At 56.0% G+C, this 21,248-nt stretch carries 20 protein-coding genes; 7 read left to right on the top strand and 13 right to left on the bottom strand.

Annotated elements, in window-relative coordinates; genetic code table 11:
* Window positions 1–14: 14 nt before the first annotated feature.
* The gene (gene degS / locus HMPREF3143_RS02805; RefSeq protein WP_008502834.1) at window positions 15–1,082 is read left to right on the top strand and encodes an outer membrane-stress sensor serine endopeptidase DegS; all 1,068 of its coding nucleotides are present in this window, start codon (window positions 15–17) and stop codon (window positions 1,080–1,082) included.
* A 56-nt stretch (window positions 1,083–1,138) separates the two neighbouring features.
* On the opposite strand, the gene mdh is transcribed toward degS, so the two are convergent.
* Window positions 1,139–2,077 (bottom strand): malate dehydrogenase, encoded by a 939-nt coding sequence (gene mdh / locus HMPREF3143_RS02800; RefSeq protein ID WP_008502835.1) that lies wholly within the window; start codon window positions 2,075–2,077, stop codon window positions 1,139–1,141.
* A 397-nt stretch (window positions 2,078–2,474) separates the two neighbouring features.
* Between mdh and argR the strand changes: the two genes are divergently transcribed.
* The 3 genes from argR to yhcN (HMPREF3143_RS02785) all read left to right on the top strand — a co-directional run bounded on the left by argR (window position 2,475) and on the right by yhcN (HMPREF3143_RS02785) (window position 3,961).
* A complete protein-coding gene (gene argR / locus HMPREF3143_RS02795; RefSeq protein ID WP_008502836.1) occupies window positions 2,475–2,945 on the top strand; it encodes a transcriptional regulator ArgR in 471 nt (156 codons plus the stop codon).
* 375 nt (window positions 2,946–3,320) lie between these two features.
* Entirely contained in the window at window positions 3,321–3,584 is a 264-nt protein-coding gene (gene yhcN, locus HMPREF3143_RS02790; RefSeq protein WP_008502837.1) for a peroxide/acid stress response protein YhcN, read from the top strand.
* Between the two features lie 110 nt (window positions 3,585–3,694).
* Complete coding sequence (yhcN, locus tag HMPREF3143_RS02785; RefSeq protein WP_008502838.1) at window positions 3,695–3,961, top strand: peroxide/acid stress response protein YhcN; 267 nt, start codon at window positions 3,695–3,697, stop codon at window positions 3,959–3,961.
* A 61-nt stretch (window positions 3,962–4,022) separates the two neighbouring features.
* Here the strand turns inward: yhcN (HMPREF3143_RS02785) and HMPREF3143_RS02780 are convergent, their stop codons facing one another.
* The 5 genes from HMPREF3143_RS02780 to aaeX form a co-directional block, all read right to left on the bottom strand.
* The gene (locus tag HMPREF3143_RS02780; protein ID WP_008502839.1) at window positions 4,023–4,295 is read right to left on the bottom strand and encodes a barstar family protein; all 273 of its coding nucleotides are present in this window, start codon (window positions 4,293–4,295) and stop codon (window positions 4,023–4,025) included.
* 45 nt (window positions 4,296–4,340) lie between these two features.
* Window positions 4,341–5,795 carry an NAD-dependent succinate-semialdehyde dehydrogenase gene (locus tag HMPREF3143_RS02775; RefSeq protein WP_070531682.1) on the bottom strand — a complete coding sequence of 485 codons (1,455 nt, stop codon included), beginning with the start codon at window positions 5,793–5,795 and terminating at the stop codon, window positions 4,341–4,343.
* 90 nt (window positions 5,796–5,885) lie between these two features.
* The gene (gene aaeB, locus HMPREF3143_RS02770) at window positions 5,886–7,853 is read right to left on the bottom strand and encodes a p-hydroxybenzoic acid efflux pump subunit AaeB (protein ID WP_070531679.1); all 1,968 of its coding nucleotides are present in this window, start codon (window positions 7,851–7,853) and stop codon (window positions 5,886–5,888) included.
* 5 nt (window positions 7,854–7,858) lie between these two features.
* A complete protein-coding gene (aaeA, locus tag HMPREF3143_RS02765) occupies window positions 7,859–8,791 on the bottom strand; it encodes a p-hydroxybenzoic acid efflux pump subunit AaeA (RefSeq protein WP_008502842.1) in 933 nt (310 codons plus the stop codon).
* A 7-nt stretch (window positions 8,792–8,798) separates the two neighbouring features.
* A complete protein-coding gene (gene aaeX / locus HMPREF3143_RS02760; protein WP_003860416.1) occupies window positions 8,799–9,002 on the bottom strand; it encodes a p-hydroxybenzoic acid efflux pump operon protein AaeX in 204 nt (67 codons plus the stop codon).
* Between the two features lie 179 nt (window positions 9,003–9,181).
* Here aaeX and aaeR point away from each other — a divergent pair, with 179 nt between their 5' ends.
* Together aaeR and HMPREF3143_RS02750 are read left to right on the top strand one after the other, a co-directional pair.
* On the top strand, window positions 9,182–10,108 hold the full coding sequence (aaeR, locus tag HMPREF3143_RS02755; RefSeq protein WP_008502843.1) for an HTH-type transcriptional activator AaeR: 927 nt from the start codon (window positions 9,182–9,184) through the stop codon (window positions 10,106–10,108).
* 219 nt (window positions 10,109–10,327) lie between these two features.
* A complete protein-coding gene (locus HMPREF3143_RS02750) occupies window positions 10,328–10,942 on the top strand; it encodes a YagU family protein (RefSeq protein ID WP_008502844.1) in 615 nt (204 codons plus the stop codon).
* A gap of 46 nt (window positions 10,943–10,988) precedes the next feature.
* Here the strand turns inward: HMPREF3143_RS02750 and tldD are convergent, their stop codons facing one another.
* From tldD to mreB, 7 genes are all read right to left on the bottom strand, one after another.
* Window positions 10,989–12,434 carry a metalloprotease TldD gene (tldD, locus tag HMPREF3143_RS02745; RefSeq protein ID WP_021242283.1) on the bottom strand — a complete coding sequence of 482 codons (1,446 nt, stop codon included), beginning with the start codon at window positions 12,432–12,434 and terminating at the stop codon, window positions 10,989–10,991.
* 84 nt (window positions 12,435–12,518) lie between these two features.
* On the bottom strand, window positions 12,519–16,316 hold the full coding sequence (yhdP, locus tag HMPREF3143_RS02740) for an AsmA2 domain-containing protein YhdP (protein WP_021242284.1): 3,798 nt from the start codon (window positions 16,314–16,316) through the stop codon (window positions 12,519–12,521).
* A gap of 41 nt (window positions 16,317–16,357) precedes the next feature.
* Complete coding sequence (gene rng / locus HMPREF3143_RS02735) at window positions 16,358–17,827, bottom strand: ribonuclease G (RefSeq protein WP_008502847.1); 1,470 nt, start codon at window positions 17,825–17,827, stop codon at window positions 16,358–16,360.
* Entirely contained in the window at window positions 17,817–18,410 is a 594-nt protein-coding gene (locus HMPREF3143_RS02730; protein WP_021242285.1) for a Maf family protein, read from the bottom strand. The genes rng and HMPREF3143_RS02730 overlap by 11 nt, the downstream gene beginning before the upstream one ends.
* Window positions 18,411–18,419: 9 nt before the next feature.
* Complete coding sequence (gene mreD / locus HMPREF3143_RS02725) at window positions 18,420–18,908, bottom strand: rod shape-determining protein MreD (protein ID WP_008502849.1); 489 nt, start codon at window positions 18,906–18,908, stop codon at window positions 18,420–18,422.
* A complete protein-coding gene (gene mreC / locus HMPREF3143_RS02720) occupies window positions 18,908–19,924 on the bottom strand; it encodes a rod shape-determining protein MreC (RefSeq protein WP_008502850.1) in 1,017 nt (338 codons plus the stop codon). The genes mreD and mreC overlap by 1 nt, the downstream gene beginning before the upstream one ends.
* A gap of 62 nt (window positions 19,925–19,986) precedes the next feature.
* Window positions 19,987–21,030 carry a rod shape-determining protein MreB gene (gene mreB, locus HMPREF3143_RS02715; RefSeq protein ID WP_000913396.1) on the bottom strand — a complete coding sequence of 348 codons (1,044 nt, stop codon included), beginning with the start codon at window positions 21,028–21,030 and terminating at the stop codon, window positions 19,987–19,989.
* Between mreB and HMPREF3143_RS25885 the strand changes: the two genes are divergently transcribed.
* Entirely contained in the window at window positions 20,999–21,232 is a 234-nt protein-coding gene (locus tag HMPREF3143_RS25885; RefSeq protein WP_162269491.1) for a hypothetical protein, read from the top strand. The genes mreB and HMPREF3143_RS25885 overlap by 32 nt on opposite strands.
* Window positions 21,233–21,248: the final 16 nt, after the last annotated feature.

Genomic DNA, 21,248 nt, shown 5'->3' with positions numbered 1-21,248 from the left:
ACGACACGCGCATCATGCTTTTAAAGCTCTTACGTTCTATTGTCATCGGTTTGATTGTCGCTGGCCTGCTGCTGCTGGCGCTGCCGTCTTTACGTCAGTTCAATAAACTGTCGGCCCCTCAGTTCGATAGCACGGATGAAACGCCGGCCACCTATAACCAGGCCGTTCGCCGTGCCGCACCTGCCGTAGTTAACGTCTATAACCGTGGCCTGAATACCTCAGCCCATAACCAGCTGGAGATCCGCACTCTCGGCTCCGGGGTAATCATGGACGAGCGCGGCTACATTATTACCAACAAGCATGTGATAAACGATGCCGACCAGATCATCGTCGCCCTACAGGATGGCCGCGTGTTTGAGGCATTACTCGTTGGCTCTGACAGCCTGACTGACCTCGCCGTCCTGAAGATTAACGCCACGGGCGGTTTGCCGGTCATCCCGATCAACCGTAAACGTACCCCGCATATTGGTGACGTCGTCCTGGCGATTGGTAACCCTTACAACCTGGGCCAGACCATCACCCAGGGGATTATCAGCGCGACCGGGCGTATTGGCCTCAACCCCTCCGGGCGGCAGAACTTCCTGCAAACCGATGCCTCCATCAACCACGGAAACTCCGGCGGTGCACTGGTCAACTCGCTGGGCGAACTGATGGGCATCAACACCCTCTCGTTCGATAAGAGTAACGACGGCGAGACGCCGGAAGGCATCGGCTTTGCCATTCCGTTCCAGCTGGCGACCAAAATTATGGATAAGCTGATCCGCGACGGACGCGTGATCCGCGGCTATATCGGTATCGGTGGCCGTGAAATTGCGCCGATGCATACCCAGGGGGGCGGGATCGATCAGATCCAGGGCATCGTGGTGAACGAGGTGGCGCCAGGGGGGCCGGCGGCCAACGCGGGGATTCAGGTCAATGACGTCATTGTGTCGGTCAACGGCACGCCGGCGGTTTCTGCGCTGGAGACGATGGACCAGGTGGCAGAAATTCGCCCGGGCTCTATCATCCCTGTTGAAGTCATGCGCAACGATAAGAAACTGACGCTGCAGGTCACCATTCAGGAATACCCGGCAACGAACTGACAGGCATAAAAAAACGGAGCGATAAGCTCCGTTTTTTTGCCAAGAGACGGTTCGTATTACTTGTTAACGAACTCTTCGCCCAGGGTGATATCTTTCTTCAGCGTATCCAGCATGCCTTCCATCGCGTGTTGTTCAAACGCGCTCAGCGTACCAATGGATTTACGCTCCTCGATACCATTTTTGCCCAGCAGCAGCGGCTGAGAGAAGAAGCGAGCGTGTTCGCCATCGCCTTCAACGTAAGCGCATTCAACAACGCCTTTCTCGCCCTGCAGGGCGCGAACCAGTGACAGACCGAAACGTGCAGCCGCCTGGCCCATAGACAGGGTTGCAGAACCGCCACCCGCCTTCGCTTCCACCACTTCGGTGCCCGCGTTCTGGATGCGTTTAGTCAGGTCAGCCACTTCCTGCTCGGTGAAGCTCACGCCTGGGATCTGCGACAGCAGAGGCAGGATGGTAACGCCAGAGTGACCGCCAATGACCGGCACTTCCACTTCTGTTGGCTGTTTGCCCTTCAGCTCAGCAACAAAGGTGTTGGAGCGAATGATATCCAGCGTGGTTACGCCGAACAGTTTGTTTTTGTCGTAAACACCTGCTTTCTTCAGCACTTCTGCCGCGATAGCAACGGTGGTGTTCACCGGGTTAGTGATGATACCGATGCACGCTTTCGGGCACACTTCAGCAATCTGCTGCACCAGGTTTTTCACGATGCCCGCGTTGACGTTGAACAGGTCTGAACGATCCATGCCTGGCTTACGCGCCACGCCTGCAGAAATCAGCACCACGTCGGCACCCTGCAGAGCAGGACGCGCATCTTCACCGGAGAAGCCTTTGATTTTTACAGCGGTAGGGATGTGGCTCAGGTCAACCGCCACGCCTGGGGTTACCGGAGCAATATCGTACAGGGAGAGTTCTGAGCCTGAAGGCAGTTGGGTTTTCAGTAGTAGGGCAAGCGCCTGGCCGATACCACCAGCAGCGCCGAGGACTGCGACTTTCATCCTAAACTCCTTATTATGGTTAACTTAAGTATCTGTAAATCCGTTGCGGCGACCATAATTCAGCAAGTGTTTAATTACAATTTTCGTAGCTAAAGAATTTGAGGTCGCGCGACTTTATCTCTCTTCAGAAGGCTATCTGACGACAGACGGCAACGAATTAAGAGGTGGTTACAATACACCCTGCCCCGCCACCAAAACAACATCATTTTGATAACATTTAATTTACTTTTAAGCTTATTTGCGCGGCGTGACCCAGGCATGTTTTCTGATAACGAATTCTGATAAAATCACTCCCTTTCATAACATTATTTCAGCCTGGCGCTGAGTAGATAATTTGCATAAAAATTCATCCACATGCATAATAATGTTGTTTCTATCGTCATATTCCGGGTGACTTATGCGAAGCTCGTCTAAGCAAGAAGAATTAGTAAAGGCGTTTAAAGCGCTACTTAAAGAAGAGAAATTCAGTTCTCAGGGAGAAATTGTTCAGGCGCTGCAGGAACAGGGCTTCGACAACATCAATCAGTCGAAGGTCTCCCGCATGTTAACGAAATTTGGCGCGGTACGTACCCGTAACGCCAAGATGGAGATGGTCTATTGCCTGCCGGCTGAACTTGGCGTGCCGACCACCTCCAGCCCGCTCAAGAATCTGGTTCTGGATATCGACTACAACGATGCCGTTGTGGTGATCCACACAAGCCCAGGTGCCGCACAGCTGATTGCCCGCATGCTGGACTCATTGGGTAAAACGGAAGGTATCCTCGGGACTATCGCCGGTGATGACACCATCTTTACCACGCCAGCCAGCGGTTTCTCCGTTAAAGATCTCCACGAAGCGATTCTGGTTCTGTTCGAACAGGAACTCTAATCCCCTTTCCCCGTGGCGCCGCTGCGGGGAACGTTCTGCTTCCACACCGTTTCCCCCTCTTTTTCACTGCCTCTGCCTTTGACAAATAGTGCTTTTTACCACCCATTAACATTCACCTGGTGAATGCTAAATCAAAAAATCGCACAAAAAATCAAAAGCTGATATCCATATGATTTCATTAGATATAACCAACTAAAATGTGCAAAAAACACCCAATATTATGCAATTTGGTTATAAAAAAAAGACTGGTTAACACGTAATAACAATAGAAACCATTAGTCTGGTATTAATTTTTTCCGTTATTAGTGTATACTTGATTTTGTGATGAGGGTCACGAAACAAGACCCCACTAAAAAATTCGACGAGGTAAAAATCATGAAAATCAAATCAACTGTAGCGGCGCTGAGCGTCCTGTCTGTCCTGTCATTCGGTGCCTTCGCGGCTGACGCTATCAATGCTGACCAGGCGCAATCCCGCCAGGCCATCGGTACGGTTTCTGTCGGCGCGGTCGGCACATCGCCAATGGACATGCATGAGATGCTGAACAAAAAAGCGGAAGAAAAGGGTGCGTCATCCTATCGCATCATCGAAGCGCGCTCTGGCGCACACTGGCACGCCACCGCTGAGCTGTACAAATAAGTTTTAGTAATAACTGAACACGTAAATCTCCACTCAACGGCACCAGGCATAAAAATAGCGGTTCAACCCTTCTCGCCGTTGAGCAAAAACCCTATTCAGGAGTAAAGACTATGAAAACCAAATTGATCATCGCAACCCTCGGTCTGGCATCTGTTCTCTCTTTCGGCGCAAGCGCAGCCGTACAGCAGGTGAATGCCGACCAGGCACAAAATCTGCAGCCTATGGGCAGCATCTCCGTGACGTCTGTTACCGGCTCTCCGATGGATATCCGTCATGAACTGGCTGCCAAAGCTGAAAAAGCAGGTGCCAGCAGCTACCGCGTCACCGAACTGAATCAGGGTGACCACTGGCATGCAACTGCAGAACTGTATAAATAAACCCTCGTCGTATCTCATCATACGACTTGCCCCTGGCCTGATGGTCAGGGGCTTTTTTCATTCAGTGCCGCGCGTTAAAACGCAGCTGCCCTTCCAGCTCTTCTTCCGCTTCATCGAACAGTAATATCAGTGCGCCAAAACGTCTGCGCAGCTTATCGGGCAAATGGATGAACTCAATTTCCAGCGGTAGCGGCAGCAGGCTACCGGTCACCACGTCCCACAGCGTATCCAGATTTGTCACGCTTTCCCGTTCAAGATCAAACACCCGGATAAATTCACGGTAGAAGTCTTCCTGACTGTCGATCTCGTCAAAATCAAAGGTATAGGTTTTCATTGCCAGCCACCCAGTCCAGGCGAGCGGCAGATGCCGCCCTGTCTATTATAATCCCCCAATGTGAAGGGTTTTCACTTCCAGATACTCTTCCAGGCCCAGCACGGAGCCCTCACGACCCAGGCCTGACTCTTTTACGCCGCCAAAGGGCCCCAGCTCCGTGGAGACGGCACACTCGTTAATGCCGATCATCCCGCTCTCGATCGCCTGCGAAACGCGGAAAACACGTGAGAGATTCTGGGTATAGAAGTAAGCCGCCAGCCCGTAGGGCGTATTGTTGGCACGCTGGATAACTTCATCTTCCGAGGTGAAACGGAAACACGCCGCAACCGGGCCAAACGTCTCTTCCTCTGCCAGCTTCATGCCTTCATGGCAGTCGCCCAGCACGGTTGGTATCCAGAAATTCCCGCCAAGCGGATGGGGCTTACCCCCTGCCAGTACGGTTGCCCCCCGTGAGACGGCATCGTCGACATGCTCACGCACCTTGTCGACCGCAGCAGATTCAATCAGCGGTCCGACAACGACGCCCTCGTCAAGGCCATTCCCCACCTTGAGCGCCTTCACGGCATCGGCAAGTTTATTCACAAACTTGTCGTAGACGGTTTCCTGAATATAAAAACGGTTCACGCTGACACAGACCTGCCCGGCATTGCGGAACTTGTTGGCAATCGCCCCCTTCACCGCCGCGTCGATGTCTGCATCCTCAAAAACGATATACGGGGCATTTCCCCCCAGCTCCATCGAGACTTTTTTCATGGTTTCGGCAGCATTACGCACCAGCGTTTTGCCGACGGAGGTCGAGCCGGTAAATGAGATTTTACGCACGTCTCGGCTTGCCATAATCGCATCGCTGATTTCATGGGTATTCCCGGCCACGGCGTTGAGCACGCCGTCGGGTACGCCGGCCTGTTTTGCCAGGGAAAGGAGCGCAAAGGCACTGAGCGGCGTGTTATTGGCCGGTTTGATCACTCCGGTGCACCCCGCAGCCAGGGCCGGGCCTAATTTGCGGGTGAGCATGGCCATTGGGAAGTTCCACGGCGTTATCGCCGCCACCACGCCTATGGGTTCGCGGGTCGCCAGAATGCGCGAGCCGGGTTTGATCGGCGGAATAATTTCCCCGTTGGCGCGCTTGGCTTCTTCGGCAAACCACTGGATAAAGCTGGCAGCGTACTCCACCTCACCTTCCGCTTCTTTCAGCGGCTTGCCCTGCTCGGTGGTCATTAACTGCCCGAGCCAGCTTTTATTCTCAATAATCAGTTCGTACCAGCGATAAAGAATCGCCGAGCGCTCTTTCGCGGTTTTGGCACGCCAGGCAGGGAAGGCTTTGGTGGCCGCTGCGATAGCGTCTTCGGTTTGTGCTTTACCCGCTTTCGCGACTTTCGCGATGACTTCCCCGGTAGCGGGGTTAAGCACATCGAAGGTCGTGTCCAGCGTTTTCCAGATTCCGTTGACCAGATAACCGGTCTGAAAAAGGATGTGATCCTGAAGCGCCTGGGTCGTCATGTGTCCTCCCTTCCTGAAATGTAAGAACGTGCTGGAATAAGTATAGCCACAAAAAAACCGACGCTTTTGGCGTCGGTTTTTTTACTTCAGTCAGCTATCCGTGAGGGCATTCTGGTAGCGATGCAGCATCAACACCAGCCGTCCTACCGGCTCGGTCACCTGAGGCGGCGCTTCCCAGGTTTTAAGCTTCTCCTGGTAAATATCAAGCTCTGCAAGCAGCTGCGTAAAGTAGCGGCGTCGTTTGTCATCACTGCTGGCGGAAAGCACGTGGTCCGCGGTACGACGCAGCTGGCGGTGCCAGGCCGACAGATCGTCGTTGATCGGCACCGGCGCATTGCGCAGACGCTGGTGTGCAATGATCATGGTCAGCGCCAGGCGGAACTTCGCAATGTCGCCCGGGAACTTGTTCAGCAGTAAAAACAGCTGCTGGTAGAGCGCGGGCAGGTGGTTCTCTTTACGGCGCGCGGTGTTGGTTGTCATCGACGACACGGCGGCCGACACAAACTGGTTCAACAGCACGCGGCCCGTTCTTGCCTGCGAATTATCGCGGACCAGCAGAATCACCATCATCGCCAGGAAACAGCCCACCAGCTGACCTAACGCGCTGTCGAGGAACTGGCTGAAATGGAAGGTCATCGGGTTATCCAGCACGATGATGTTAATCGTGCTCGCCAGCGCCCCCAGCGATCCCAGACGCCGCTTTTGCACTTCTATACCGATAAAGAACGCCATCACTGCCAGGCTAATACAGAGCAGCAGCATGCTCTGCTGGGTCGACGGGATGATGACCAGAAAATAGAGCGCGCCGATCGGCAGGGCGGCAAGGGTGCCGTACAGGAAATCGATGGCGACCATACGCGGGTTAGGCAGACGCATCGCCAGTGCGGTCACGACGGCAATCATCACCATCGCGCCGCTGCCGGACGTCCAGCCCGTCCACAGCCAGAACAGCGTGCCGAGCATACAGGCAAGCGTCGTACGCCAGAAGTTGACCATCGCGTGATGGCGCTCGGCGGATTCCGGCTTGATCACCACTTCGCCCTGCAGTACCTCTTCTTCCGCCGCGCTGATTTTGGTATTCCCGATCACGCCGCGTTTCAGCAGCAGGTAGCGCGTCGCGGCGCCGACCCAGGTGTAGATCGTTACCGGCGTGTCACGTTCCCCTGTCCGGGCAATAACCCTGCGCATACGCTTAAGCTGCTTGTGCACGTCCTGCACCGTTTCCACTGGCTCAGCGAACAGTTCGCGGAACGTATCGGTGACCACTTCCGGGCGCGTGTTCTGAATCAGGTAGGTTTCACATGCCTGGGTAATCAGCGTTAACGAGACCGTATTAAGGGCTTTCAGACGACGGTTAGCGCGAGCCCAGCGTGACGACTCCATATTGAGATTGCTGCGCATCCCTTCCAGCGCCTGCGTCCGGCGAACCAGCCCGCTCCAGGCTTTATCCACCTCTTCGCTGTCGCCGTGTTTAATGCAGAGCTGCATCAGCTGGTACTGGGCGACAATCAGCGCATCAAGCTCACGGTCGACTTCCTGCTTGATGGAGCGCGGGGAGAACAGCAGGTCCGCGACAATTGCACTCACGATACCAATGACAATCTCACTGCATCGCTCCACCGCAAACTGCGGAGCCAGCAGCGGCTCGGACTGGATGGTGATGATAATAATCAGCGCGGTATAGCCCGCCAGACCCCAGGCATAGGAGTTCTCCACTTTCACCAGGGATGAGATCCAGGTGCAGAAGCCCGCCCAGATACAGCACACCATCAGCATCAGCAGCGGCGTGCGGATCATCAGGATAATAATGGTGAGCGCCGCGATACAGCCGATGAACGTCCCGATGATACGCAGCATTCCGCGATAGCGGATCGCGCCTGAATAGGGTTCCCCACCCGCGGCAAAGGCGGGACCCGCCGCGACAATCGCGGCCGTCAGCACTGCCCAGCGCGGGGTTTCAAGCTGGAAGTGAAAGCCAACAAACAGCGCCAGCACAATGGCACACGCCAGCTTCACGGCGAAGCGAATGTGCTGGCTGGCGATGGAAAAGATGCCCATAGCGATTAACCAAACTCGCGCAGACGGTGGGCGATTTTACGGAAGAACGAGTCCTGGCTGGCATCCCGATCTTTTTCACCAGTAATCACCACCGTCGCCGTGGTACCGGCAGGCCACAGATTGCCCTGCTGTTCGTCCAGGTGGATACGGACCGGCACGCGCTGGGCCAGACGCACCCACTCGAGGTTGGAATCCACCGTTGCCATCCCTTTTGCATCACGCGAACTGCTGGAGTTGGTGACCCCTGCGGCGACGCTGTCGACGGTACCTTTAAAGACGCGGTTGCTGCCCAGCGGCGTGATTTCTGCCCGATAGCCGGGACGTACGCCTTCCAGCTTGGTCTCTTCCATATAGGCGAGTACATAGAAAGAGTTCTGTTTCACCAGCGCCACGGCGGTTGAGCCACGGGTAATGAATTCCCCGGTATAGACGTTAAGGTTGGTCACCCAGCCATCAGACGGCGCGCGGATCACGGTACGCTCCAGATCGAGCTTCGCCAGATCGCGCGTTGCTTCTGCTTTCGCCAGCTGGTGCAGCACGGTTTGCAGCACGTTGTTGGACTGGTCAATCTCTTCACGGGACATTGCCTGAACGCCAAGCTGATTACGGCGGCCTGCCTCACGGCGTTTCTCCGCAGCCAGCGCCTGGTAATAGGCCACGTCCGCTTCCGCCTCTTCCAGCGCTTTCTGGTAACGAGGCTGGTCGATGGTGAACAGAACCTGATCTTTTTTCACCAGCTGGTTATCGTGAACGTTAACCGCCGTGATAAGACCGGCCACGTCAGGGGCGATGGCCACCACATCGGCGCTGAAGCGTGCATCACGCGTCCACGGTGATTCGGTGTAATAGACCCAGGCGCGGAAAATGGCAATGAAGGCGAGGATAACCAGCGCCATGGTGATGGCAGTGCGGGAGATTTTTCTTGTTAGCGTTTTCACATCAACCTCAGACAAACATGCGCGATATCAGGTAAAACAGGCAGCAATACAGCGCGGTATTGAACAATGCAGGGTGCCAGACGAAATCGTAGATCCCGGTAGGGACCAGCACCTTGCGCACCAGCCAGAAGATCGCCAGTGATAAAAGAAGCTCGAAAAATATCGGTGGGAACGACAGACCGAACACCACGATAACGGGAAACAGACTCATGTTGACCTTGATAAGAGAGAGTGCAGGCTTCAGAATTTTTTAGCGCACGCCACCGCAGGAGAGCAAGAAACGCCGGGCGAGAATGGCGCAGCCGTTATGTAATTAATAATATATTAACGTAACTGTTATGCTGTTATCTATAATATGTGATCTAAATCACTTTTAAGCCAGAGTGAACAATGGAACGTTTAAAACGCATGTCAGTCTTCGCCAAAGTGGTTGAACTGGGCTCCTTTACCGCCGCTGCACGCCAGCTTCAGATGAGCGTCTCCTCTATCAGCCAGACGGTGTCCAAACTGGAAGATGAGCTTCAGGTCAAGCTGCTCAACCGCAGTACCCGCAGCATTGGTCTGACGGAAGCGGGTAAAATTTACTATCAGGGCTGTCGTCGCATGCTTCTGGAAGTGCGGGATGTTCACGAACAGCTCTACGCCTTCAACAACACCCCCATCGGCACGCTGCGCATCGGCTGTTCTTCAACTATGGCACAAAATGTTCTCGCTGCCATGACGGCGGATATGCTGAAAGAGTACCCCGGGCTTACCGTCAATCTGGTGACGGGTATCCCGGCGCCGGATCTGATTGCCGACGGCCTGGACGTGGTGATCCGCGTCGGCGCGCTGCAGGATTCCAGCCTGTTCTCGCGTCGGCTGGGCAGCATGCCGATGGTCGTCTGCGCTTCGAAGAGCTATCTGGCCCAGTACGGTGTGCCGGAGAAACCCGCCGATCTCACCAACCACTCGTGGCTGGAGTACAGCGTGCGGCCCGACAATGAATTTGAGCTGATTGCCCCGGAAGGGATCTCCACCAAACTGCTGCCGGAGGGGCGGTTTGTCACTAACGATCCGATGACCATTTCGCGCTGGCTGGTGGCTGGCGCCGGGATCGCCTACGTGCCGCTGATGTGGGTGATCAACGAAATTAACAGCGGCGTGCTGGAGATCCTCTTCCCGCGCTACCAATCCGATCCGCGTCCGGTGTACGCCCTGTATACCGAAAAAGACAAGCTCCCGCTGAAAGTCCAGGTGTGTATTAACTATCTGACCGAGTATTTTGTGGACGTGGCGGAGCTGTTTCAGGGGATGCGGGGAAGACGAAAGGAATAATCCATTTATTCCTGAACGTATAGGACCGATGAATATTCCCAGGATGAATCCCGTATTCATTCAGGAATATTCCTTCGCCACTATCAGGAATAGCTAATTGACACTACCGCCATCAGCCCATTACTTTATATGCAGTCTGCTCGTCAGACTGTTATTAATTTGTTGCTGATATGAATAATAAAATGTATTTCGCAGGATGACGTTAAACAAGGAAAAGAAATGAATCTATTTGAACAAACACCGCCTTCACGCAGGCGCTATGGACTCGCCGCGTTCATCGGTTTAATTGCAGGGATCGTCTCCGCTTTTGTCAAATGGGGAGCCGAAGTGCCGCTTCCGCCACGCAGCCCTGCCGACTTATTCACCGGCGCATGCGGACCTGAGCAATTAATAAGAGCAGCAGGTCAGATTGACTGTTCCCGCAATTTTTTAAACCCTCCCTATGTATTTTTACGCGACTGGCTGGGCGTTGTCGATCCTAACGCGGCAGTTTATACATTTGCCGGACATATATTTAACTGGGTTGGCGTGACGCATATTATTTTCTCCATCGTCTTCGCTGTTGGCTATTGTGTCGTTGCTGAAGTCTTCCCGAAAATTAAACTCTGGCAGGGTTTGCTGGCAGGTGCGTTAGCTCAGCTCTTTGTGCATATGATCTCCTTCCCGCTGATGGGGTTGACGCCACCGCTGTTTGAGCTGCCGTGGTATGAACACGTGTCAGAGATCGTGGGCCATCTGGTCTGGTTCTGGTCGATCGAAATTATTCGTCGTGACTTGCGTAACCGCATCACTCACGAGCCGGATCCGGAGATACCGCTGGGTAACTTACGTTAAAAAAAAGGCGCTACATCTGTAGCGCCTTTTTTTATGTTTGCTCAGGTCAGGCTGTGCCGCCCACCGTCAGGTTGTCTACTTTCAGCGTTGGCTGGCCCACGCCCACCGGCAGGCTCTGGCCCTCTTTACCGCAGACGCCCACGCCGTTATCCAGCTTGAGATCGTTACCGACCATGGAGATCTGCTGCATGGCTTCAATACCGGAGCCGATCAGCGTTGCACCTTTCACCGCTTTGGTCACTTTGCCCTTTTCGATCAGATACGCTTCTGAGGTAGAGAAGACAAACTTACCGGAGGTGATATCCACCTGGCCGCCGCCAAAGTTAGGCGCAAAGATACCGTAATCAACGGATTCGATAATCTCCTGCGGCGTGGATTTGCCCGGCAGCATGTAGGTATTGGTCATGCGCGGCATCGGCAGGTGCGCGTAGGACTCACGACGGCCGTTACCCGTTGGCGCAACGCCCATCAGGCGCGCGTTGAGTTTGTCCTGCATGTAGCCTTTCAGCACGCCGTTTTCGATCAGCACGTTGTACTGGCCGGGCGTACCTTCATCGTCGATAGCGACCGAGCCGCGACGATCGCGCATGGTGCCATCATCCACCACGGTGCACAGTTCAGAGGAGACAAGTTGACCAATCTGACCGCTGAATACCGACGTTCCGCGACGGTTAAAGTCGCCTTCCAGACCATGGCCCACCGCCTCATGCAGCAGCACGCCCGGCCAGCCGGCACCCAGCACCACCGGGAATGAACCCGCCGGCGCCGCGACGGCATTCAGATTCACCAGCGCCATGCGCACGGCTTCTTTTGCCCACGCGTCAGCGCGCGCTTCACCGTCAACGTCGCCCAGGAACCAGTCATAGCCAAAACGACCGCCGCCGCCGCTTGAACCGCGCTCGCGTTTGCCGTCCTCATCGACCTGCACGCTGATAGAGAGACGCACCAGCGGACGGACATCTGCCGCCAGGGTACCGTCCGTTGCCGCCACCAGAATCAGTTCATACACACCGCTCAGGCTGGCTGAAACTTCCTGCACGCGTTTATCTGCCGCGCGCGCCACTTTGTCCACGCGGCGCAGGATATCCAGCTTCTCTTCACGGCTCATGCTCTGCAGCGGATCGATGCTGGTATAGAGCGCAGAGTGCTGCACTTCTCCCAGGGTTTTCACGCGACCATCGCCGGTATCACGCACAATGGTGCGCGCGGCCTGCGCGCTCTGCTCAAGTGCGGCGAGGCTAATCTGATCGGCATACGCAAAACCGGTTTTCTCCCCGCTGACGGCGCGGACGCCGACGCCCTGGTCGATGTTGTAAGAGCCATCTTTAATGATGCTGTCTTCTAAAACCCAGGATTCGTGATAGCTCGACTGGAAATAAAGGTCGCCGTAGTCGAGACGGCGTTCGGTCAGTTGACCAAGAATGGAGAACAGGTCCTGATGGTTCAGGCCGTTCGCTGCGAGCAAATGTTCACTTACCAGGTTCAGACTCATCGTATTGCTACTCGTTCGTTGCCGCCCGTGGCGGTATAAAGATCGTATTTATTGAGAGTGAGGCAATTACCTGCCCACGTCAAATCATTGCTGTGCATCTTTGCGCGGCTGGCGCAGCACCTCGTTGATCTGCGGTTTATCGACCGGACCGGTAATGCGGTAGCGCAGAATGGAGACCTTGCTCCACAGCGGCCCCAGCACTTTGCTGGCGGCAAACACCGCCGCACCGACAATCGGGTTCACCACGAAGGCCGCCGCAACGCCCACGCTCGCGGAAATTTCCGGCGCCACCACGGCTTCCATATCCAGCTCGCGGCGCACGAGGTTGACCGAGCCTTTCATGGCGATATCCGCTTCCAGGCCATCCACCAGCGTATCGTCCGTATGCAGAACGCCGTCCTTGATCCACGCCGTACTGCGGATGGAATCGTAGTAGAACCCTTCGCTGAAGGTATCGCTGAAATCGAAGCGCAGCTTGCGCAGCAGCGCATCAAAACTCAGCAGGCGCAGGATCTGCCCGGCGCGCCCCGTGCTCACGTCGGCGATTTCACCTTTGCCGAAGCGGGTTTTCAGAATGCCGTTCAGCGAGGCCTCATCCGGCTTCCACGGGGCGTCGCGCCAGTGAAGATCGTAATCGACGTCAAATGACGAACCGCGCAGCGGCGTGCTGATGCCAAAGAAATTGGCTGCCGCATCCAGTTTGTTGCCTTTAATGTCGCCCTTGAGGGACGTTCGCTGCTCGCCCGGGTTATTCACCCATTCCCCGCCTGCCGTCATGCGGCCAAAGCCGGTGTCGATCAATCCTCCGGTGAGCGTAAGCGTATTTCCCTGAATGGCAAAATCACCGTCGATACGGCCATATTTCTGTCCCCACAGCCAGCACTCCGCGCAGCGCAGCTGGAGATCGGGCCAGCCGCTAAAGTCGACGCGGGAGGTTTGACTCAGCGGCGAGGTATCCGCCGGTTTATCTTTACTCGCGGCGGCCGGGTTGTAGTAGAGATAGCGGATCGCCGCCTGCCACGGCGCGTGATTGCGCATGGTCAGCGTGCCGTTTATCTCCCGGCCCTGGGCCTCCACTTTCGTACCGTTAGCAGCAGGCTGCGAGACAATACTCAGGTTGTTCCACTGCTGCCCACCCAGCATCAGCGACGGCGTGCGTACGGTAATGGTTTGCGGGAACTGCGCGGTTTCATCAACGTTTTGCCCAACGCCTTTCTGGAACAACGCCAGCCACTCTGCACCGTCCATCGGCGGCAGATTCAGCTCAACGCCCGTCTGCTCTGGCAGCGGCGGCGTGGAGCGGCTATCCGTCGTCCAGATGGCCCTGTCGAGGGTGAGCTTGCGGTTAAGCAGCCAGCGGCTGTTGAAGTGGTTCGTCCCGCCCGCGTTTCCGGTCAGCGCGAAGCTGTTCAGGTTGCCCTCGACGTTCAGCTTCACCGGCAGCGGCTGTCCGGCCTGTTTATCCAGCGGCGCAGGCAGCTGGCTTCGAAGATTCTTCAGATCACCCGTGATGTCGACCTTGTACTGGGCACCTGCGTGATAAGGCAGGTCGATTGCCACTTTACCCTGCCAGGCGACCGCCCCCTCCACCGACGCCTCAATCGGCTTCGGCAGGACATCCATTCGCGCTGGCTGCCAGTTACCGTCCAGATTGACGGCCACCTGATACGCCTTTTCACCCTCTGTGGTCGTGAAGTCGATATTCACGGGCTGATTAAACCAGCTGGCGGTCAGCGGCTCGCTCTTCAGGTTACCGTTCTCAAAGCTGAACTGCCCGCTGAGATTTTTCAGGGTGCTCTCAAGGGGTTTAATGTACAGACTGTTGTTCTTCAGACGAACGTCGCCTTTCGCGGTGGTCATCTCACCGTCCAGCGGGATATCAAGATGTAAGCGAGCATTCACATCGCCATCAAGCTGCAGCTGCTGAAGCGTCGCCGCCAGCGACTCTTTCAGGGGGGTCTCCTCAAAGTACGGTCCCACCGCCTTGCCGGGACCGTTGATGTCGGCATCAATCAGCAGCTTCTCTTTTGAGTAGTCCGGAATGTTGGCCGTCAGGTTGCTGGCCGTCACGCCGCCCAGCGCCACGCTGTCGGACTTCATCCACAGGCCGTCATTGAGGAAGTTAAGTTCGATATCCAGGTTTTTCAGCGCGGGCCAGCCCGGCTGGAACGCGAAGGTGGCGTCATGCAGCGGCACCAGAACCTGGAACTGACCTTCATTATGTTTGTACGGGAACAGATGGGGGTTACCGCCGTAGACCAGCGTGGCGTTTTCCGCCTGACCGCCCTGGATTGCGCCGCTCAGATAGTCGACCAGCGCTTTACCCATCAGGTTTTCCGGGAAATAGCGCCAGGCCTGCGAGCCATCATCGGTACTGATTCCGGCCAGAATACCCAGCCACGGCTCGTCCCCCTGCGGTTGCAGATAGCGGAAGTCACCCCGCGCGTGTACCGCTTTGGCTTTGACGTCGATATGGCGACCATCGAGCTGGAAGCCCTTATCGTTACGGAGCCAGTTAAGCACTGCGTTGCCCTGTTCGATTTCCAGCGGCGCGCGGAAGACCGTCTCGTACGGCATTCTGGCGTCGTGCATATCAACCGTCAGCCTGCCGTTCTCCACGCTGCCTTCCAGCTTGCCGCTAAAGTGCTCCGCACCCGGCAGCAGCTTCCACTGCTTCCAGGCAAGATCTTTCCATGTTGCCTGGAAACGGGTTTTTTCCGTCGCCTGAAGCGGGATATCCAGCGCCAGAGAATCGATCTTTCCGCTCGGCTGCGTAGCCAGCCAGATCTCGCCCAGGTCTGGAGAGAGCTTTGCCGCCATTGAGCGCAGCCCTTCAATGGCGGCCAAATCCAGGTTGCTGGCGCGGATGCGCAGCTCGTCGCTGCGTTTACTGGCCGTGCCGCCAACGTCCTGCTCCGGCATCCAGGCCAGCGTCAGCGCACCGCGCGGCCACGGCTTGCCGTCCATCGCGATCCGCGTATCGGGAATGGCAAACTGCCAGCCCTCTTTCTCCTGCGTCACGTGGGCGGTGAGGTTATCGACGGAAAGCTGATGCTGTTGTTTTTCGCCTTTCCAGCTCGCGCCCCCCTGCTTGAGCCAGATATCACCGCTGGCAAATTCGCCTTTCGTCAGGGTCAGCCAGCCTTCAAGGCTGAATCGGGCCGTTTCCAGCTGCATATTCTGCTGGAGCCAGTCGCCCAGCCACGGTTTGACGTCCACATCGTCGGCCTGCAGCCAGACTTTGCCGTTATTTAGCAGACCGTCATCGTCACGCAGATCCATGCGCACCTGCATCACGCCGTGCTGACCGTTCAGGCTGGAGAGACTCACCTGCCCCTCAGCGCGGTGCCGGTTCCTGCCGTTGAGCCAGGTCAGCTGGGGGATCGCCAGTTCCGCGCGCTGGCCGGAAAGGGTAATAAAGCTCACTTCGCTGTCGCGCAGATCGAAATGATCGAACTGGCGCAGGAAAAGATCGCTAAAACGGTTGGCCTCAAGCCCCTGGCTGCTGTCGCCGCCCGAGATGGGCGTATTGGTCAGAAACTGAAGCTGATAAAAGGTGAGATCGCGAAACTGCCAGCGCAGATGCAGCAGGCTTTGCCAGACGTCCAGCGCCAGGGTCACGCGTTTGATTTTGAGGTGGCCGCCATCTTTCAGGCTGGCGTTGATATCCCGCACATCGAGCGTCGGGCCAAAATTCTGCCAGCTGGCGCTTACCTGGCTGACGTTCACCGGCACGCCGGTGGTGGATTCGATTTTTGCCAGCAGTTGCGGACGCCAGCTGTCCAGATGCGGTAAAACGAGGCGTAGCCCGCTCACGAGCAACGCGACAATCACGACCAGCGTTGCCCCTGTAAGCAATAAAATCCCCGGCAATCGCCTCACGCATCTCTCCTTGTCAGCTTTGGTCACGCAGCGTACTGCGCTTACATCATCACGACGTCAAACTGCTCCTGGTTATAGAGCGGTTCAATTTGTACTTTTACCTGTTTGCCGACAAAGATTTCCACTTCCGCCAGCGCGTGTGACTCTTCGCCTTTCAGCGCTTCAGCCACCGCAGGGGAAGCATAGACCAGAAAACGATCGGAGTCGTAGGCATGATGCACACGCACAATTTCACGCATGATCTCGTAGCAGACGGTCTCAACCGTCTTTACCGTTCCGCGTCCATGGCAGGTCGGGCATTCATTACACAGCACATGCTCCACGCTCTCGCGGGTACGCTTACGCGTCATTTCCACCAGCCCCAGCTGTGAGAAGCCGTTGATGCTGGTTTTCACGCGATCTTTACTCAGGGCCTGTTCAAGCGAGTGCAGCACGCGGCGGCGATGGTCTTCATTACTCATATCGATGAAGTCGATAATGATAATGCCGCCCAGATTACGCAGACGAAGCTGGCGCGCAATGGCCTGCGTGGCTTCGATGTTGGTGTTGAAGATGGTGTCGTCCAGATTGCGATGACCGACAAACGCGCCGGTGTTGATATCGACGGTGGTCATCGCTTCGGTCTGATCGATGATCAGATAGCCGCCGGACTTCAGTTCAACCTTACGCTCCAGGGCACGCTGGATCTCGTTTTCGACATCATAGAGATCGAAGATCGGCTGACGCCCGGTGTAGTGCTCCAGCAGGCCTGGCATCTCCGGGATATATTCAGCGGTAAACTCCAGCAGCGCTTCATACGTCAGGCGGGAATCCACGCGAATGCGGTCGAGCTGCGCGTCGGCAAAGTCACGCAGCACGCGCTGCGCCAGCGCCAGCTCACCATAGAGCTGATAGCGGGTCTGGTTGCGTTTTTTACGCTCCATCACTTTTGTCCAGACGCGCTTCAGGTAAGCCGCATCTGACGCCAGGTCTTCCTCGCTGATCCCTTCCGCGGCGGTGCGGATGATAAATCCGCCCTGTTCATCGCAGTAGGCGCTGACGACTTTCTTCAGGCGCTCGCGCTCGCTTTCGCTCTCAATACGCTGCGAAACGCCCACGTGCGACGCGCCGGGCATAAAGACCAGATAGCGGGAAGGTAAAGTGATATCGGTGGTCAGACGGGCGCCTTTGGTACCAAGAGGATCTTTCACCACCTGCACCATTAAGTCCTGCCCCTGACGCACCAGTTCAGAAATGTCGCGCACGGCAAACTGCTTTTGCTCTTCGCCCGCGACGCACTCGGTGTGCGGCATGATGTCGGAGGCATGTAAAAATGCCGCCTTATCCAGTCCAATATCTACAAAAGCCGCCTGCATACCCGGCAGTACACGACTGACACGACCTTTGTAGATATTGCCTACTATTCCGCGCCGCGCTTCACGCTCAATATGAATTTCCTGAAGAATGCCACCGTCAATATAGGCCACACGGGTTTCCGATGGCGTTACGTTTACCAACAATTCAGCCGTCATAATTATCCCTTCCCTCACGCAGTGAGTTAAAATTGCTCAGCAACTCATACGTTTCCACCAGCGGTAAGCCGACTACGGCGTGATAGCTGCCATGAATCTTCCTGACAAAACAGCCACCCAGCCCCTGAATACCGTATGCACCTGCTTTATCCATCGGTTCACCGCTGGCAATATAAGCGGCGATCTCGTCGTCGGTAAGTACTCTGAACGTGACATCCGTCACCACCAGGCAATCCAGCACGTGCTGGCGGTCCGCCAGCGCGACGGCCGTCATCACCTGATGCGTTTGCCCGGACATTTTGCGCAGCATGCGCGCCGCGTGTTCGGCGTCATGCGGTTTCTCCAGCACTTCACCGTTAAGGATAACGATGGTATCAGCTCCCAGCACGGGCAGATCGCGCGGCACGCAGGCCACGCCCGCCTGCGCTTTCTCGCGCGCCAGACGTGACACGTACTGTTGAGCACTTTCGCCCTCAGCACGTTTTTCTTCAATGCCGGTCACGATGCGTTCAAAAGAGACCCCAAGCTGCGTCAGGAGTTCCTGACGGCGCGGGGAGCCGGAAGCGAGATACAAAGACGTCATAGAAACCTTTTATTGCACAGCAAACTGCTGGCGAACCTTACGCATCAGCAGGAATAGCCACGGCCAGAGCACACCGTTTACTACACTACTCCAGAACACTTCCGGTCGGAAAGAGACGTTGATCACTAAAAACTCTGCCCAGAAAACAACGATATCCGCAGCAAGCGACAACAGCATCACGACCAGGGCCTGTTGCCAGAGCGCGAGGTTACGGAAGAGCTGGAATTTCAGTGCGACGAGGTACGCAATAATGCTCATGGACAAGGCGCGTACGCCCAGCGTAGAGCCACTAATGAGATCCAGTATGGCACCCATCACAAAACCCGTGCCGACATTTACGCGATGCGGCAGGGCAAGGATCCAGTAGAGCAAAATGAGCAAGACCCAGTTTGGCCGGAAAACGAGAATGTTATCCGGCCAGGGCATAATCTGCAGCAACAGTGCAATGAGGAACGAGAGCCAGATGACCCAGCGTCCCTGGCTACGATAGCTTGCCACTACTGCCCTCCCGAAGAGAGTTTAGGCGGTGGCGGCGCATCCGGCAGCGGCTGCGTTAACCCCGTTGCCGGTGCCGGGACTGGCGCAGGCGGCCCCATAGAGTCCGCTGGCGGCAGAACCTGCGGCATCATCTGCATCAGGCGTTCATTTGCCACACGATGGACCTCTTCAGGCGTCATCGGGTTAGTACCGTTACGATCGGCGCCCCACAGCAGCAGCAGGTAGCGCAGACGCTGTAAACCGGCGGTTGGACGCGCCTGAATCACGGTATAGGCACGCTGCGTATCCAGCTTCACCGAAGAGACCACCGCAACCGGATAGCCTTCAGGGAAGCGGCCACCCAGACCGGAGGTCACCAGCACGTCGCCCACGCGGATATCCGTGTTGGCCGGCAGGTGTTCCAGCTGCAGATCGTCCGTACAGCCGTTCCCGGCCGCAATCACGCGGATATCGTTACGCAAGACCTGGATCGGCAGCGCATGCGTGGCGTCGCAAATCAGCAGCACGCGGCTGGTCAGTTTGGCGACGGCAACAACCTGGCCTACTACGCCTTTATCACTGATGACGGGCTGGCCTTCATACACCCCGTTGACGCTCCCTTTGTCGATCACAACCTGATCGCTGTAAGGGTCGTTCACGGTGGAGATCACCTGGGTAACCATCTTCTGCTCATCCTGACGCAGCGGCGAGCCGAGCAGCTCACGCAGACGCGCGTTTTCCTGCTTGTATTGCCCCAGCATCAGAAGTTCGCTGTTTTTCAGCAGCAGTTCCTGGCGTAATGCCCGGTTTTCAAGTTCGAGCTGGTCTCGTGAAGACAGCGTTTGAGAAACGGAGTCGAGCAGTTCACGGGGACCATTTGATATAAAGTAGAAAGGACTGACGGCGGTATCCATGTACGTTCGGATCTGGCTGAACGTACCGAGGCGGCTATCGGCAATAATGACCCCAAGCGCAACCAGAACCGCCAGAATGAGGCGAAACTGTAGCGATGGGCCACGGCTAAAAATTGGCTTCATAGGCTATGCGTATTCTCGCGTCAGAGAGAAAGGGTAGCAAATTGCTACCCTCTCAAACTCGACTACTCTTCGCTGAACAAATCGCCGCCGTGCATGTCGATCATTTCCAGCGCCTTGCCACCACCACGGGCGACGCAAGTCAGTGGATCTTCTGCAACTACGACAGGAATACCTGTCTCTTCCATTAACAGGCGGTCGAGGTTACGCAGCAGCGCACCACCACCGGTCAGAACCATACCGCGCTCGGAGATATCGGACGCCAGCTCTGGTGGGCACTGTTCCAGCGCGACCATTACCGCACTCACGATACCCGTCAGTGGCTCCTGCAGTGCTTCCAGAATTTCGTTGGAGTTCAGGGTGAAACCGCGTGGAACACCTTCAGCCAGGTTGCGGCCACGTACTTCGATCTCGCGCACTTCATCGCCCGGATATGCAGAGCCGATTTCGTGTTTGATACGCTCTGCGGTGGCTTCACCGATCAGAGAGCCGTAGTTACGGCGCACATAATTAATGATGGCTTCGTCGAAGCGGTCACCACCGATACGTACGGAAGAGGAGTACACCACGCCGTTCAGAGAGATAACGGCCACTTCAGTGGTACCACCACCGATATCCACCACCATGGAACCGGTCGCTTCAGACACAGGCAGACCTGCACCGATTGCCGCCGCCATTGGCTCTTCAATCAGGAACACTTCACGCGCACCTGCGCCCTGAGCAGATTCACGGATTGCGCGACGCTCGACCTGGGTTGCGCCAACCGGCACACACACCAGAACACGCGGGCTTGGACGCATGAAGCTGTTGCTGTGAACCTGCTTGATGAAGTGCTGAAGCATTTTTTCAGTCACGAAGAAGTCAGCGATAACGCCGTCTTTCATTGGGCGAATAGCGGCGATGTTGCCAGGGGTACGACCCAGCATCTGCTTCGCGTCATGACCCACTGCGGCTACGCTTTTCGGCGAGCCTGCACGATCCTGACGAATGGCCACAACGGAAGGCTCATTCAATACGATGCCTTGTCCTTTTACATAAATAAGGGTATTCGCAGTACCCAGGTCAATGGACAGGTCATTGGAAAACATGCCACGAAATTTTTTCAACATACTAAGGGATAATCCTGAAAGCTGGGGCGGAAAACAAAATCCGCTTACTTTACCAACCACACGCAGCAGCGACAAGGCGCAAAAATCATCTGCAACGGTGAAAATTTGTGCAGTACGTTTCCTGATGTTACAAAATCATCCCCTGACTCCCTCAGGGCTGAATAAACAGCAGCATTCCTTACTGACCTTTGTAACCCGTTAAAGGTCGTTCACTGGCT

The organism is Enterobacter sp. HMSC16D10 (assembly GCF_001807145.1).
GTDB classification, from domain to species: domain Bacteria; phylum Pseudomonadota; class Gammaproteobacteria; order Enterobacterales; family Enterobacteriaceae; genus Enterobacter; species Enterobacter roggenkampii.
Note: the sequence above shows the minus strand (reverse complement) of the source record. Positions and strands in the feature narration are given on the sequence as shown.